Annotated in this window: 27 protein-coding genes; all 27 read left to right on the top strand. The window is 57.5% G+C overall.

Features of this window, described 5'->3' with window-relative positions; genetic code table 11:
- Positions 1-157: 157 nt before the first annotated feature.
- Positions 158-322, top strand: a complete 165-nt coding sequence (locus H8E27_01735; GenBank protein ID MBC8324334.1) for a hypothetical protein — start codon at positions 158-160, stop codon at positions 320-322.
- A gap of 55 nt (positions 323-377) precedes the next feature.
- Positions 378-569 carry a hypothetical protein gene (locus H8E27_01730; protein MBC8324333.1) on the top strand — a complete coding sequence of 64 codons (192 nt, stop codon included), beginning with the start codon at positions 378-380 and terminating at the stop codon, positions 567-569.
- On the top strand, positions 566-760 hold the full coding sequence (locus H8E27_01725) for a hypothetical protein (GenBank protein ID MBC8324332.1): 195 nt from the start codon (positions 566-568) through the stop codon (positions 758-760). Before H8E27_01730 ends, H8E27_01725 begins: the two co-directional genes overlap by 4 nt.
- A gap of 3 nt (positions 761-763) precedes the next feature.
- Entirely contained in the window at positions 764-976 is a 213-nt protein-coding gene (locus H8E27_01720) for a hypothetical protein (protein ID MBC8324331.1), read from the top strand.
- 109 nt (positions 977-1085) lie between these two features.
- Positions 1086-2681, top strand: a complete 1596-nt coding sequence (locus H8E27_01715) for a ParB N-terminal domain-containing protein (protein MBC8324330.1) — start codon at positions 1086-1088, stop codon at positions 2679-2681.
- A 61-nt stretch (positions 2682-2742) separates the two neighbouring features.
- The gene (locus tag H8E27_01710) at positions 2743-2958 is read left to right on the top strand and encodes a hypothetical protein (GenBank protein MBC8324329.1); all 216 of its coding nucleotides are present in this window, start codon (positions 2743-2745) and stop codon (positions 2956-2958) included.
- Positions 2959-2994: 36 nt separating this feature from the next.
- Positions 2995-3756 carry a metallophosphoesterase gene (locus H8E27_01705; GenBank protein ID MBC8324328.1) on the top strand — a complete coding sequence of 254 codons (762 nt, stop codon included), beginning with the start codon at positions 2995-2997 and terminating at the stop codon, positions 3754-3756.
- Positions 3757-3782: 26 nt separating this feature from the next.
- Positions 3783-4034: a hypothetical protein gene (locus tag H8E27_01700; protein ID MBC8324327.1), complete on the top strand. Its 252-nt coding sequence runs from the start codon at positions 3783-3785 to the stop codon at positions 4032-4034.
- On the top strand, positions 4031-4276 hold the full coding sequence (locus H8E27_01695; GenBank protein MBC8324326.1) for a hypothetical protein: 246 nt from the start codon (positions 4031-4033) through the stop codon (positions 4274-4276). The genes H8E27_01700 and H8E27_01695 overlap by 4 nt, the downstream gene beginning before the upstream one ends.
- A gap of 316 nt (positions 4277-4592) precedes the next feature.
- Positions 4593-4913 carry a hypothetical protein gene (locus H8E27_01690; protein MBC8324325.1) on the top strand — a complete coding sequence of 107 codons (321 nt, stop codon included), beginning with the start codon at positions 4593-4595 and terminating at the stop codon, positions 4911-4913.
- 61 nt (positions 4914-4974) lie between these two features.
- Complete coding sequence (locus tag H8E27_01685; protein ID MBC8324324.1) at positions 4975-5256, top strand: hypothetical protein; 282 nt, start codon at positions 4975-4977, stop codon at positions 5254-5256.
- A gap of 25 nt (positions 5257-5281) precedes the next feature.
- The gene (locus tag H8E27_01680; GenBank protein MBC8324323.1) at positions 5282-5521 is read left to right on the top strand and encodes a hypothetical protein; all 240 of its coding nucleotides are present in this window, start codon (positions 5282-5284) and stop codon (positions 5519-5521) included.
- 237 nt (positions 5522-5758) lie between these two features.
- The gene (locus H8E27_01675; protein MBC8324322.1) at positions 5759-6877 is read left to right on the top strand and encodes a phage integrase SAM-like domain-containing protein; all 1119 of its coding nucleotides are present in this window, start codon (positions 5759-5761) and stop codon (positions 6875-6877) included.
- Between the two features lie 367 nt (positions 6878-7244).
- Positions 7245-7439 (top strand): hypothetical protein, encoded by a 195-nt coding sequence (locus tag H8E27_01670; protein MBC8324321.1) that lies wholly within the window; start codon positions 7245-7247, stop codon positions 7437-7439.
- A gap of 77 nt (positions 7440-7516) precedes the next feature.
- Positions 7517-7693 carry a hypothetical protein gene (locus H8E27_01665; GenBank protein MBC8324320.1) on the top strand — a complete coding sequence of 59 codons (177 nt, stop codon included), beginning with the start codon at positions 7517-7519 and terminating at the stop codon, positions 7691-7693.
- Positions 7694-7713: 20 nt separating this feature from the next.
- Positions 7714-8334 (top strand): helix-turn-helix domain-containing protein, encoded by a 621-nt coding sequence (locus H8E27_01660; GenBank protein ID MBC8324319.1) that lies wholly within the window; start codon positions 7714-7716, stop codon positions 8332-8334.
- A 283-nt stretch (positions 8335-8617) separates the two neighbouring features.
- Positions 8618-9001, top strand: coding sequence for a hypothetical protein (locus tag H8E27_01655; GenBank protein ID MBC8324318.1), 384 nt, complete (start codon positions 8618-8620; stop codon positions 8999-9001).
- 115 nt (positions 9002-9116) lie between these two features.
- Positions 9117-9944 (top strand): recombinase RecT, encoded by an 828-nt coding sequence (locus H8E27_01650; protein MBC8324317.1) that lies wholly within the window; start codon positions 9117-9119, stop codon positions 9942-9944.
- A complete protein-coding gene (locus H8E27_01645; protein ID MBC8324316.1) occupies positions 9941-10198 on the top strand; it encodes a hypothetical protein in 258 nt (85 codons plus the stop codon). The genes H8E27_01650 and H8E27_01645 overlap by 4 nt, the downstream gene beginning before the upstream one ends.
- Complete coding sequence (locus H8E27_01640; protein ID MBC8324315.1) at positions 10188-11294, top strand: DUF2800 domain-containing protein; 1107 nt, start codon at positions 10188-10190, stop codon at positions 11292-11294. The genes H8E27_01645 and H8E27_01640 overlap by 11 nt, the downstream gene beginning before the upstream one ends.
- Before the next feature lie 97 nt (positions 11295-11391).
- Positions 11392-11928: a RusA family crossover junction endodeoxyribonuclease gene (locus tag H8E27_01635; GenBank protein ID MBC8324314.1), complete on the top strand. Its 537-nt coding sequence runs from the start codon at positions 11392-11394 to the stop codon at positions 11926-11928.
- The gene (locus tag H8E27_01630) at positions 11925-12284 is read left to right on the top strand and encodes a hypothetical protein (GenBank protein MBC8324313.1); all 360 of its coding nucleotides are present in this window, start codon (positions 11925-11927) and stop codon (positions 12282-12284) included. The genes H8E27_01635 and H8E27_01630 overlap by 4 nt, the downstream gene beginning before the upstream one ends.
- 23 nt (positions 12285-12307) lie before the next feature.
- Entirely contained in the window at positions 12308-12628 is a 321-nt protein-coding gene (locus H8E27_01625; protein ID MBC8324312.1) for a hypothetical protein, read from the top strand.
- Between the two features lie 3 nt (positions 12629-12631).
- Complete coding sequence (locus tag H8E27_01620; protein MBC8324311.1) at positions 12632-13504, top strand: DUF1376 domain-containing protein; 873 nt, start codon at positions 12632-12634, stop codon at positions 13502-13504.
- The gene (locus tag H8E27_01615) at positions 13495-13662 is read left to right on the top strand and encodes a hypothetical protein (protein MBC8324310.1); all 168 of its coding nucleotides are present in this window, start codon (positions 13495-13497) and stop codon (positions 13660-13662) included. The genes H8E27_01620 and H8E27_01615 overlap by 10 nt, the downstream gene beginning before the upstream one ends.
- Positions 13663-13673: 11 nt before the next feature.
- Complete coding sequence (locus tag H8E27_01610) at positions 13674-14132, top strand: helix-turn-helix transcriptional regulator (GenBank protein MBC8324309.1); 459 nt, start codon at positions 13674-13676, stop codon at positions 14130-14132.
- Between the two features lie 54 nt (positions 14133-14186).
- On the top strand, positions 14187-14407 hold a 221-nt coding region (locus H8E27_01605), incomplete at its 3' end, for a hypothetical protein (GenBank protein ID MBC8324308.1).

Genomic DNA, 14407 nt, shown 5'->3' with positions numbered 1-14407 from the left:
AAAAAGTGGGGGGCGCCGGGGGGGGGGGGGGGTGGGGGGGCGGGTGGGGCGGGAGGCACACGAGGTGTTTTTTTCAGTTGGGGGGGTGGGGGAGCAGGATCCTCTTCATCAATGGGGGGGAGGTGGGTGGGGGGGGGGGGGGGGGGTGGGGGAGCCGGTGGAACCCGTGGTTCTGGTGGCAGCGGCGGTGGTGGCCAAGGTGGTCAAGGCAGCTCGGGAGGGAGCGGAAACCACGCTGATGCTGGGACGGCAAACTCTGGTGGCGGTGGTGGTGGTGGCGACCAAAGCACTAATGCAGCAGCGGGCGGAAGCGGCGTGGTAATCATTCGATATCAATATCAAGGAACGGGAGGCCCGCCTCCACCCTAAACATTATTATGAGCGACGAAATTCTAGACATCGGGAAAGTGTTGGGCGTCTCAAGCGCCGGACTCGCCACGGCCAATTTCGCCGGCCTTGATGCGTTCCTGAACACCGGCATCCTTGCCGTCACCTTCCTTTACGCCACCAGCAAACTCATTGCGTGGGTGATTGACCGCTTGCGTGAGAAAAAAACAAAAGACCAATGAAAGATAAACTGAAATCCCGAAAACTCTGGATGGCCATCGGCGGCCTCCTCACCGTCATGGCCACCGAATGGGCCAACCTATCCCCCGAACTCACCGAGCAACTCATCGGCGCCGTGGTGATTATCGTGCCCGCCTACATTGGGGGGCAATCTATCGTGGACGCCCTAAAAGAATACGCCGCCAAAAAATAACCCGTGCAACTGCTCGCCGCCATTGCCGCCATCCCGAAGATCGCCGCCGCGCTCGAACAGATTAGCCGCATGATGACGGTGCAAGCCGCCAGCCAACGGAAACAACGCAAAGATGATGAAGTGGATCAAGCCATTGATGCTCTCCTTGACGCTGAGCTTAACCGGCTGCGTCACGGTGAAGCTGGAGAACAGCGCCCGCCTGATCGCACGCCCTGATTTTGAAGCCGCCGCGCTGGCCGCCCCCGAATGGACACGCGCCGCATTAAAAACAATAAACCAACTGGAAGAACGCATCGAGGCCGGACAATGACTTTTTCACTCGCCCATGAACACGGAAACAAAATTAAATCCTGAAATCCATTGCGCACATGATGAGGTTAAAAACCTTGCCGAACTGGTTGATCATCCCCGAAATCCAAACACGCACAGCGACCAGCAAATCCAAATGCTCGGCAAGATAATTGCCGCGCAAGGGTGGCGTGCTCCTATTGTCGTGAGCAAAAGGAGCGGGTTCATTGTTGCTGGTCACGCCAGATTAAAAGCCGCGTATTTTTTGGGGCTGGATAATGCCCCGGTCAATTTGCAGGACTTTAAAAACGAGGCAGAAGAAACGGCGCATTTAATTGCCGACAATAGGATTGCCGAGCTTGCCGAAATGAACAATGCAGCTTTAAAGGATTTACTGATTGAACTGGACACGGGGGAAATTGACATGGACTTGACAGGGTTTGACACGACAACCCTTGAGGATTTATTGACCCAATTTAATCCAGATGACATGGCAGACGCCGAGCCGCAGATTGACCGCGCTGAAGAACTGCGCGAGAAGTGGGGCGTGGAAAGCGGGCAGATTTGGGAATTGGGCGACCACCGATTACTGTGCGGCGACTCGACGAAGGCCGAGGACGTGGAGCGGCTGATGGCGGGGGCGAAGGCGGATCTGATTCACGCCGACCCGCCTTACGGCATGGGCAAAGAGAAAGACGGGGTGGCGAATGATAACCTCTACGCCGACAAACTCGACGCATTCCAGATGGATTGGTGGCGAGCGTTCCGACCGCACACCGAGGACAACGGCAGCGCATACATCTGGGGCAACGCTGAAGACTTGTGGCGGCTGTGGTACGTCGGTGGGCTGAAGGATTCCGAGCGGTTGACGCTGAGAAATGAGGTCGTTTGGGATAAAAAATACGGGCAGGGCATGGATGCGGAGCATTACCGCTCGTTCCCAACAGCATCTGAACGCTGCCTGTTCTTCATGCTTGGCGAGCAGGGATTCAACAGCAACGCCGACAACTACTGGGAGGGGTGGGAGCCGATTCGTTCCGCGCTTGATGCTGACTTGAAGAAAATGGGATGGACAGCAGGGGACGTGAAGCGGATTTGCGGCGCTGGGATGCACGGGCATTGGTTCACCAAAAGCCAATGGCAATTTATTCCCGAAGATCACTACCGAAAACTCCAAGCAGCAGCGCGGGAGCACGACGCATTCAAGCGGGATCACGACGAAATCAAGCGGGATCACGACGCATTCAAGCGGGATCACGACGAAATCAAGCGGGAGTTCTACGCCACCCGCGCCTACTTCGACAACACCCACGACAACATGACGGACGTTTGGGAGTTCAACCGTGTGACCGGCGAGGACAGGCATGGGCACGCCACCCCCAAGCCGGTGACGATGATTTGTCGAGCCATCAAGTCAAGCACGCCGGAGGGCGCGATTGTCGCGGAACCATTCCTCGGCTCCGGCACCACACTCATCGCCGCCGAGCAACTGGGCCGCAAGTGCTACGCCATGGAGCTTACGCCTGAATACGTTGCGGTTTCGATTCAGCGTTGGGCTGATGTGACGGGCAAGGAACCATGCTGTTCGACACCCGCCCCGACCAACCCCCCGAATGGACACGCGCCGCATTAAAAACAATAAACCAACTGGAAGAACGCATCGAGGCCGGACAATGACTTTATCACTCGCATCAATGATGACGAAGCTCGCTACCTCTGTTGGCCTTTGGGCCAAAGCGGGATTCCCCGTGGCCGACGAAGCCACGCTGCGCCAACGCGCGCAAACCTGTTTTGACTGCCCAAAAATGAACCGTGACGCCCGCTTTGGCCTTGGCCGATGCGATGCGTGCGGATGCAGCCTGCCGAAGCTGGCATTGGAAACCGAGCGTTGCCCAATCGACAAATGGTGACCGCTCACCCCAAAGCCATTGCGGAGGCTTTGAATTATGAGCAAAAGAGGATGGAAAAAATGGGTGGCCGTGGGCGACAACCACGGCGCGATGATCGACAAGGGCGCGCGCCTCGCGTTCCTTAAATTCGTTGACCACTACCAGCCGGATCTAAAGATCCACGTCGGCGACAACTTCGACTTCGCCGGCCTCCGCCAAGGCATCAGCAACGAAGACAGCGCCGCCGCCGATGACCTCACCGACGACCTCGTGCAAGGCTTCTGCTTTCTCGAAGCCTACGCCCCCCACGTCTACCTGCTAGGCAACCACGAAGACCGCCTCTGGCGTATCCGCGAAAGCCACAGCAACGGCGCGATGCGCTTCGCCGCCGCCGAAGTCATCGAGCGCATCGAAAAACAATGCCGCCGCACTAAAACGAAGCTTTACGAATACCACGCCGAAACGGGCGTGCATCGCGTCGCCGAAGGCAAACTGGCCTTTACGCACGGGTACAGCGCGAACATGAATGCCGTGAAAGAAGCGGCCACGCACTACGCCGCGCGAGGCGGCACCATCATCATGGGCCACATTCACCGCGTCGAAGTCCAAACCGGCCGCCGCCAAGGCGGCACTTGGGGTTACTCCATCGGATGCCTCGCCGACTTTGGCCGGATGCGATACGCCAAGAACCGGCTGGCAACCGCCGCGTGGGAAAACGCCTGGGCCTTTGGAGTCTACAAAGGATGCACCACCATCACATGGCTCGCCCGCCGCTGCGGCCCGCATTGGGTTTTACCCACCGGCTTGGAAGAATTTTGATCGGCAACAAAGTTTGACGATCACCAATGATGGACAAAAAAACCGCCAACCAATTCGCCAAAACTCTCGCCGGCACACTCGTCACCAACGGCGCGCCAGAATCCGTTCCCTCCGGATGGTACACGGTGGCCGAGATCGCCGGCCAACTCGGCAAAAGCTACTCTCACACAGGCCGAATGTTGTGCGCGAGCGTGCGCGCCGGAATCATTGAGCGCCGCCAGTTCCGAATCCAAACCCCGCGCGGGCTCTACCCCACCAACCACTTCAAGTTCAAATGAAGCTCCCCGCAAAACTCGGCGCCCTTCTTGAAATTCATTGGGACGACATTTGCAGCTTCACCAACGAAACACTCCCAGACGCCAAGCCCGCCCGATGCATCACCATCGGCCGCCTCGCCGCCAAACGCCCCGACCACATCATCATCGCCACCAGCCTATTCGATACCCGCCCCGACCAACCCCCCGAAGGCGATTTCGTCGCCATCCCTTTGGGCGTCATTCGCCGGATTCGCCGCATTTAAGCCACAAATCAAGGCCACAGGATGCCGTGTAAGCAGCTTTGATTAGCGGCCCGCTGTGCTGACCCCCAATTCCGAATCCTGCCCCCTCACCAAATGGTAAAGCCGCCACAGCGCGATCCCGCGCGCTAACTCAAGCACGCCATTCCCAATGGTTACGAATCCACGCCGTGACGACCCCCCAAAGCTGCCCCAAAACCCGATAAAAACCGACCAAAAAAAAGTGAAAAAACTTTCACAAATCAGTTGACAGGCAAGCGGTTTAAGTGTATCTTGTTTTGACACGAGGGGAACCGCCCCTCACAACCAAAACAACAACATGAACCGAGCAACAATCAAACAAGTCGAACTGGTCAACGGTTCGCTCATCTCATTCACCATTGCCCTCCCCGATGGGGCGCGCGAATACGATTTTGATCTCTCCGCATTGGGCGGGGTTCTCAACACCTCGATGGACAACGGCTTTTTAATCGTCAACACCTTCGAGACGGAAACCGACATCGCCGCCGGTGACCTGCTCGCCCCCAACGGCGACATCATCAACGGCGGCGGCGTGCAACTCATCGAGTCCGTCGAGATCGCCCGCGAATCCATCGACTACCGGGATGCTTTCGCCGAAAAACACAACGGGCAATTTTAACCAACAACAACAACACAACAAACAGGCCGGACTCAGGCCGCTAAAGTCGAGAGAATAAAAAATGAAAGTAAAATATAAAACCAACTACGAAACTGCCTGCATTCTAAAGGAAATGGCGGGCAACATCGGCAGCTCACTCCGCAATCTAAATGACGCCGGAATGGCGAGAGTCTCCGATCACCTGCAAGAGACACGCGGTGGATCCGTCGAGTCATTCATGGCCGGCGAAGTGGAGGCAGGGGAACCCACGTCCGAGGGCGTCTTGAAATCATTTGAAATCGGCCGCCGCTGGCGGGAGAAAACAATCAAGCGATTGGCTCCGACTATCTCCATCCAAAACTAGTAAACAAAGAAAAAAGGGCAAATAAATGAAAACGATGCCGAAGAAAACTGAAATCCCCAAAGCCGTCAGCCAATTTATGGCCGAGATGGGCCGCAAAGGCGGCAAATCAAAATCCTCCGCAGGCGGCCAAGCCGTCTGGGCCAACCTCACGCCATTACAGCGATCCAAGGAGATGAAGCGCCGCGCCGCCGTGCGTGCGAAAAATAAGGAGGCGCAAAGAAATGAAGCCCAGCCGACTCGCCCGAAATGGCCCGAAGCCGCTTGACCTTTGTTTTCTAATGGAAAAACGAAAAAAACAGTAGTTCCGGAAACTACTGCTCTATCCAATTGAGCTACGCACGCGAATCCCAGTAAACCCCCTGTTTACTGCCTTTAAATACAATTGACGCCTCCTTGGCTTTGATGCATAAGCGTGCAGAAAGGTACGCAAACGTGCAGCAAAGCCGACCCGAATGGCCCGAACTAATCGGCCCGAAATGGCCCGAAGCCGGAAAGTCAATTTATGAAAATCACAAAAATCAATCATCATGGAAATGTGCGTTGGCGTGTTAACTTTCAATTGGGTGGCAAACCGGTCAAAAGGTTGTTCGCGCGCGAGGGTGACGCAAAAGCTTTTGCCGGTCAATACCAAGACGCGGCCGGAATGCTGCGCCAACTGGCGGGCCTACCGCAAGCCGTGGTTGCCGACACACTGGCCGCGGTTCAAATCGCCGAGGCCGGGCAATTCAAGTTGATGGACGCGGCTATGGCCTACGACCAATACCGCCCGCGCACGGATGTGCTAACGGCCGATGCGATCCGCGAATTTTTGGTATATTGGGAAGGGCTGGAGCTGGCAAAAAGCAGCAGCAAAACCGTTAAAAATATAGTCAAAGGATTTGGCGCATTATACGGGGATATGCCGCTTGGCGAGATCACCCACAAAACCATTGAAGAATTTGCGAAAGTGCGCGGCCGCGCGCCGATAACCCAAAAAGGATACCGCACGCGATTGAGCCGCTTTTTCAATTGGAGCGTGAAACAAGGATGGATTGCAAAAAACCCCGCCGCCGATGCCGAGCTTTCACCTATCGGCCAAAAGGAAATTTGCTGGCACAACGCGGAACAGGCCGGAGAACTTTTGGCAACCGCCAAGAAGCATCACCCCGCGATGGTTCCTTTTCTGGCCATTGGATACTTTTGCGGGTTGCGGATCAGTGAGATGGTGGGCAGCGCTGACAGCATCGGCGTGGGCTGGCCCAATATCCACCTAGACCGGCCCACGCCGGAACTGGAAGTGCCAACCGGAGCCGGCCGCACGCGAATGCGCCGCATGGTTCCCGTCCCGCCCAATTGCGTGAAATGGCTAAAGCGTGGCGGCGATCTCTACCCGTTCACAAACTACCGCAAAAAAATGGAGAAGCTACGCAATGATGCGAAGCTTGGCGCGCTTGGGCAATGGGAATGGGGCAGTCATATCAAGCGCCACACGTTTGCCTCCATGCACGTTGCCCAGCACGGCCGGCCGGATTGGACAAAATACCTGATGGGCCACGAAGAAAAAAGCGACGTTTTCAGGCGCCATTACGATGGGCGCGTATCGCCGGCGGAGGCCAGAGCGTTTTGGGAAATTGCACCCTAGCGGCGGGAGGTTTTCCGGCTCCGGAAATCGAGGCGCTGGCGCACCCCACTTTATCACTGTTTCAGTTAACGCAAAATACCTGTATACAGGCCGGCGAAAAATGGTAAAATTAAGAGCAACCCAAAGCAGCGGCGTTTTGCCGCCCAAATGCAACCCATGCAACCCTATGCAACCCTATGGAAACATTGACGCCCACTCGCAATATTGACAACCCCAAGCAATGCAGTACCTTCCCCGCCCGTGATTTTGAAACTTTACACCGCCTCACTTTCCGGCTTGCGCCCGACGCTTACGCGCGGCTGCTGGAACTTGCCGAGAGGGAACACACTGCGCCGGACTCAATGGCCAAGGCCTTAATGACGAGCCAATGTCAAAACGATCCAAGACATCCCGCGACCGAACCAAGAACCTAGCCATTTGGGTGACTGATTCCGAGAAGGCCGAAGTCGATGCCGAAATGGATCGCCTCGGCATCCGGAATTACAGCGACTTTATCCGCATCAAGCTCGGCCTACCCGTTGCGCCGAAAGGCCGCCCCCCTTCCGAGGATGACGGGGAATAAAGCGCGAACAAGTTTCCTTGCAGATTCTCAAATAAGTCTTGAACCTTTAAACCATTGATGCTTTACTGCTTCCAGCGATGGAGGTTACGACATTGAAGCCAAGGAAGCCCGCCGACAAACGCACCAAGACTTTGGGCGTGTGCTTAACTCCCACCGAACTCAAGGCGCTGGCTCGTGCCGCCAAGGCCGACCACCGCACCCTTTCCTGCTATGTGCGCGCCCGTCTTTTTTCGTCAAAAGTCTTGAACCATTAACCCCCAACCCCAAGGAAACCATGACTGCATACTTAACCAGACAAGATGTTGCCGAGAAGCTCGCCGTTCATCCGGACACAATCCGCCGATGGACGCGTGAGGGTAGATTGAAGTGCGTGCGCTTCGGCGCCCGTGCAGTTCGTTACAGGCTCAAGGACGTGTTGGCCTTTGAGGCCCGCAGCGCGTGCCGATTGGTGGCGGTGCTGGCTGCGTTACTGTTGCTCGCCGTGCCCTGCTCCGGCGTGGAGATCAACGGCAAGCTGCTTGATGCGGTGGCCTTCGTGGAATCCAACGACAACCCGCGCGCGGTGGGCGATCAAGGGAAGGCAAACGGGGCTTTTCAAATGCACAAACCGGCTTGGGCGGATTGTTCGCGCTGGCTCAAGGCCAACGGATTCAAGGCCACGCCTTACGCGCAGGGAGCGAATGACCCCGCCATTTCGAGGATCTACGCGCGCACATACCTTGCGATGATCCACGGGCAACTGGCCAAACGGATGAAGCGCGAACCCACCGCCGGCGACCTTTATGCCGCTTACAATATGGGCGTGGGCGGCTTTGCCAAGCGAGGCTTTGATGTGCGCCGCGTGCCGGCGACGACCCAACGCGCCATCACCAAACTTTATGGGAGGCTTGACTGATGCTTTCCCAATTATCAACACCCGCGCGGACTGGCGCCGTTTCTTCAGAGGGGTTCTCCACCCCCGCCTCCTTGGCGTTCCAGCCGCGTGGGGCTTCATTCTCAGGGACTAGCAACAAGCCCAACACAAAGCAGCATCGGCCGGCGGGCAACCGTCGGCCGGTGTCTGTGTGTGTGATCTGCTCGGTGGCCGTGGCGAGAGGCGAACACGTTTGCTTGCCGTGCGAACAGGCGGCGTGCCGTGAGGCTCAATCTCTTTCCGTTAACCCCAACCCCGTGAACCGATGACCTACCAATCCGACCTATTCAAGCCGCTCCCCAACACACCAAACGCGATGGCTTGGGCGAGCTATCACCAAGCCCACCCGGAAGTCTACCGGCGCTTTATTCAGTTCACGCTGGAAGTGATCGAGGCGGGCCGCGAGCATTACAGCGCCCAAGCCATCATCGAGCGCATTCGATGGGAGACAGAGATTCAGGGCGGCGGCGAATTTAAGCTGCCCAACGCGCACGTGGCGTTTTATTCGCGTTTATTCATGGAAGACCACCCCATGCATGATGGCTTTTTCCGCACAGCGCAATCTGATGCGGATGCACTCTTTCACGGCGGCGCCCTGGATGCAGGGGGCGCGGGCCAGTCGCCCAACGCCGTGGAAGCGTTTTTTTGATGGGTGCTTTGGGGGGCATCCGGCCGGCCGGTGTGCGTTCACCCTTGTCACTCGCGTGCGCTGGCCGGCTAATTTTAACCCCTAACCCTTAACCCCAATCCAAGGAGAACAAGAGATGAGCAAAAACGAGATGGCCACTCAAAAGGCCGAACTTCGCACGCTATTGGAAGGCCCGGCTTTTCAAGAGCAAATCGCCAAAGCCCTCCCGCGCCATTGTGCCCCGGAACGCTTCACCCGCATCGCCCTCACGGCGCTGAACCGAACCCCCAAGCTGCTCCAATGCACGCAGCCAAGTTTATTCCAGTGCTTGCTGGATCTGTCCGCCGTGGGACTTGAGCCGGACGGCCGCCACGCGCATTTGATTCCCTACGGGAAAGATTGCACGCTGGTGATCGATTACAAAGGGCTACTTGCCATCGCGCGCCGCAACGGTGTGACCGCCGAAGCCAAGGTGGTGCGCGCCAAGGATGCCTTTGAGGTGCAGGAGGATGACGGTCACGGCCGCACAGCACTCAAGCACGCGGTGGATTATTCTGCGGCCCGTGGTGATTTGGTGTGCGTGTATTCGCGCGCTTCATGGGTTGAGGATGGCGAGCGTGTGACCAGTTATGAGATCATGACGCGCGATGAAATCGACGCGATCCGTGGCCGATCCAAGGCGGGCAACTCCGGCCCGTGGGTGACGGACTATGACGAGATGGCCCGCAAGACGGTGCTGCGCCGACACTCTAAACGTTGGCCCATGGACGCCGAACAGGCGTTGGCGATGGATAAAGATCACGACACGCCGGACTTTGCCAGCAACCGATTCAGCGCAGCCAAACCGGTCTTTGCCGAGCAGATGTTTGAAAAACCCGCCCTTGAAGATCCAGCGGACGAGGCCGAACTTTCAAGGCAGGGACTCGCCCCCGAACAACCTGAAACTGCGGAGGCAACCGCATGAGCGGCCAAGACCAACCCAGTCCCGCGCCGCACAACATCATCGTGGCCGTGGGATCCTCCAAGTGGGTGATGCCCGCCGAATGCGTGCCGGTGGTGGCCAATTTTTTTGATGCCATCCGGCGCCAAGGCGCGCCCGTGGTGAGAGACTTTGACGCCAACGGATGGCGGCTGGGAGGCTGGCAACCCTCGATGGACATTGAATTTGCCAACACTGACGTGATCCCGGAAGCCAAGGAGGCCAAGGATGAATCCTGAAACCGATGAGCGCCGAGGCCGAATCTCAATGAGCCGACTGGATCGCGTTTCAGAATGTGCGGGCAGCGTGAATGCCGAGCGCGACATTCCCGAACCGCCCAGCAGCGATGTGGCGAGCATGGGTACGCGTTGCCATGAAGGAATGGAAACTCAAAGTTTCCAATGCCTCGCCAATGATGACGAGCGCAAGGCGGTGGAGATTGCCATGGAGCTGGAGGCCTCAGTGGTGGGGGCGTGGCTAGAAGAAGTTGCCCCCGACGCCAATGTGGCCGACTGCACGATCATCCGCGAAGAGCGCTTGTGGGGATTGGATGACCGAGTGAGCGGCAAGGCTGATCTGGTGGTGATCTGCGACGCGCACGCGCTGGTGGTGGATTACAAATTCGGACGCGGCGCTGTAACCGAAGCGGTGGGCAATTTGCAATTGCGTGGCCTTGCCGTGCTGGTGAAGGAGGACAACCCCGAACTGCACAGCGTCACCGTGGCGATTATTCAGCCGTGGGTTTCACCGCAAACGAGTGTGTGCCATTACGCTTTGGAGGATCTGGTGATTGCCCGCGATCACGTGGAACGCATTCTGGATGAGAGCGAGAACCCTGATGCCCTGCGCCGTCCATCGGCCAAGGCGTGCCAGTATTGCAAGGCCGCCGCCACGTGCCCCGAAGCTCAAGCCACGGCCTTGGCGTTGGTGCAGGATGATCCCGCCCAACTACCGGCCGAGCGGTTGCCGGATCTGTTGGAGCTGGCCGCTGTGGCCGAGAAGGCGCTGGCCAAACGGATCGCGGCCATCAAAGCCCGCGCCCGTGAATTGATTGAGGCCAACCCCAACGCCATTGATGGATGGGAACTCAAGGACGGCCGCACAACGCGCGCCGTGGCTGAGTCCGGCCCAGCCTTTGAGGCGCTGGCTAATGCCGGATTGATCGACGCCAAAGGAATGCTGGCCGCCACCAAAGTGAGTTTACCGACGCTGGAAAAACAAGTGGCGCAATTCGCCGAGCTGAAATCCAAGGATGCAAAAGCCCAAGTGGCGGATGTGTTGAGTGATCAAATTGAAATCAAAACCGGCACGCAAATGCTGGCCAAGAAAAAATGAAACGAGAAACCAAACTGTGGGCGTGCGTGCTGATGTTTTTTTTGGGCGCCAGCGCGTTGATCGCGTGCATTGCCGTGGGCGCGTGGACAATCGGCGGATGGATACTGGCTGGAATATGAGCGAGAATCATCACCTAGTGCGCGGCCACGCGTTGGCCAGTTTCACGGCTTACGGAATCCCGAAAGGCCAGCCGCGTGCCCGTGCCTTTGCCCGCAATGGCAAGGTGAGGATGTATGACCCCGCGACGGCCGAGGGATGGAAGGGATGCATCGCGTTGGCGGTGCAAGATCATTTGCCCGTCGAGCCCCACGAAGGGCCGCTGCTGCTCACTCTTGTGTTTCTTTTTCCGCGCCCCAAGGCGCATTTCCGCGCCAATGGGTTGATGCGTGATGACGCGCCCTTATGGCACGACAAAAAGCCGGACATCGACAACGCGGCCAAAGCGGTGATGGACGCGCTCACCGCTGTCGGTTTTTGGCGGGATGACAAACAGGTGGCCAGTGTTTCGATGCTGAAACGCTACAACATGGCCGCCGAACGGGCTGGATGCGCCATCACGGTGGCGAGCCTTGAGCCGTTGGAGGGGTTCAACGGCGCGGGCTCCGGCGGCGAGCAAAAAGGAAAACTGAAATGATCGAAGAAAAAGAACCGCTGAAATTCAGGTGGGAACGCGCGCGTGAGTTGGTGCAATGGGGAATCGATCATGGATTGATTCACGTGCCCGACCAATCGGCCACGGCCATGATGCGTAGAGAGGCGTTGGCCGAAGCCCGCCGGCGCCACGCCGAATATGTGGCTCGAATCCGACGCGGCGGGGATCGAAACAAGGACAAGGAGCGGCCCGCCACTGTCGTGAATCGGTTTGTGCAACAGGTGGAGATTACCGCCGAACAGATTCGCGAAAAAAACAACTGTGGAATGGACGGCGCGACCTTCGCCGCGATGAAACAGGTGCAGGAGACGTACAACCACACGCCGCCAAGATTTTAACCCCAAAAAGAAAGAAAATAAAAATGGCTATTGATCCCAAATATATCGACACGATCCGCTTGAGCATGAATCACGAGCGACGCCCAGACAAGAGTGATCCCCACTTCAAAGGCAACGGAAACTTCGGCGAGCTGGAGTTTTGGGCCGACGCATGGGTGAACAGCACCAAGGAAGGCGAGAAGTGGATCCGCGTGAAGCTCAAAGCGAAGGACGCGCGGCCCTGGTCGAAGCAGTTAAAGGAAAGCCTTGGCGACCCTCTGGACGGCGTTGGGGATGTCCCGACCCACCCGGCAACCACAATCCCCAACAGCGCGCCCGCCGAGAGCGAGGGCGTGCCTTTTTAAGCCATGAGCCGATGCCCTTATTTTCAATTTTTCCCCGCTGATTTTTTAGTCGGGACGGCCACGATGACCGCCGAGGCACGTGGCGCCTACATCTCGATGCTCTGTCACGCGTGGGAAGGCGACGGCATTGAGGACGACATGAAGACCCTTAAAATGATTACCGGAGCGAAAACGAAAGCGATTTTGGAAGCAAAAAAGAAATTTTTTCGACAAAAAAATGGCAAACTTTACAACAAAAGGCAGGAAGAAACTAGATCGAAGCTGGAAGATTATCGAGAGGCACAGAGTGAAAAGGCCCGTAAATCGTGGGAGAAAAGGAAAAGCGAGCCACAAGCTAGCCATAAGCTAGCCATAGGCGAGCCTATGCCATACCAAAGCCAAAACCAAAGTAAAAGCCAAAGCCAAAAGAGAGAGAGCGCGCGCGGGGCTTCGGATGACGGGGCTGGTGGGGCTGAAATCCCAACCGAGGCGGAGGTGATCGACTACGGCGACAGGGCCGGTGTGCCCGCATGGTACGCCCAGAAGTTTCACGCCAAAAAGGAGGAGGCTCGTACGTGGGCAAACAAGTTCGGAATGCTCAAGGATTGGCGCAGGGAGATGGTGCGATGGTACGCCGAGGATGGACGGCCAACGAACGCACCCGAACCAAAGGGAACCAAGCCCGCCCCCGAAGCCACCGGCAAGCCCGCCACACCTTGGGAGATCAAGACCACGCTCGAAGCCGTTACGACCAAGCTCACCGAGAACCGGAACCGCCACCGCGCGGACGTGGCTGGCGGGGAATATGTTTGGGACGATACCGAGGCGCGCGCGATGGATCGTAAACTGGTGAAGCGCAAGCGGCAACTCAACGACCAACTGGCGGCGTGGGTGTGATGGCCAAGGCAAAACACAAGAATCCGAACAAAGTGCTGCTGATGGTGGACACCACCGCCGAGGCCGCGCTGGCCTTCCAGCAGCACGCCAAGGCCCAAGGCCTGACGATGAGCGAGCTGTTCGCCAAGCTAATCAAGGAAAACAAAATGGACAACTGAACACCAACGGGATGGGACGCCGAGAACACGCCGGAGGGGTGCCGGAGAGTGAAAGCAGCTTTGGGGAGATTCACCCACTGGTGGACTTCGATTACGATGCCATCGATGGCCCGCCGGCCGAGGATACCCGAAGCGTGGCCGAGTTTGCCGAAGCCCTGGGCGAGATTCTTCGGTGGATCAATCCGAAACCAACGTGGGAGGATGGACGATGCAAACCGCGCGCCGTTTACATGCGAGTGATGGCGCTTTCGTTTATGATTCAACCCGAATCCATCGGCGTTAAAAGCCAAAAGGAATTGGCCAAGCGCCTCGGTGTTTCACGCTCGTGGCTCAACCACGTGGTGCAGGATTTCGTCACGCGATACGGATTCACCGCCCAACACCTCAAGCTGGCCAACCCGCCCGCGCCGTCAAAAAGGAGGAGCCGCCGCGCGGGCATAGGTTCTTCCCAGGGGGAGCCGTGGGGGTGACCCGCGTGACCACTCTTTTTGCAGACACAGAGCGCCGAAACCCGTTTTGATTATATGGCAAAAAACATCAAAGAACACTTGGAAAACATCGACGACGCCAGCGGCATGGCCAAGGCATTCGCGGCGCTGAATGCCGGCGAAGAAAACGAAGACGACGTGGCGGCATGGGCAAATTTTGAAATCGCGGCCAGCAACGGCAACACCAACGCCCGCAAGAAACGGGACGCACTGGCCAAACGGATGAAGCCGGAACAGATCGAAGAAGCCCGCGAAGT

The organism is Limisphaerales bacterium (genome assembly GCA_014382585.1).
Lineage (GTDB): Bacteria > Verrucomicrobiota > Verrucomicrobiia > Limisphaerales > UBA1100 > JACNJL01.
Note: the sequence above shows the minus strand (reverse complement) of the source record. Positions and strands in the feature narration are given on the sequence as shown.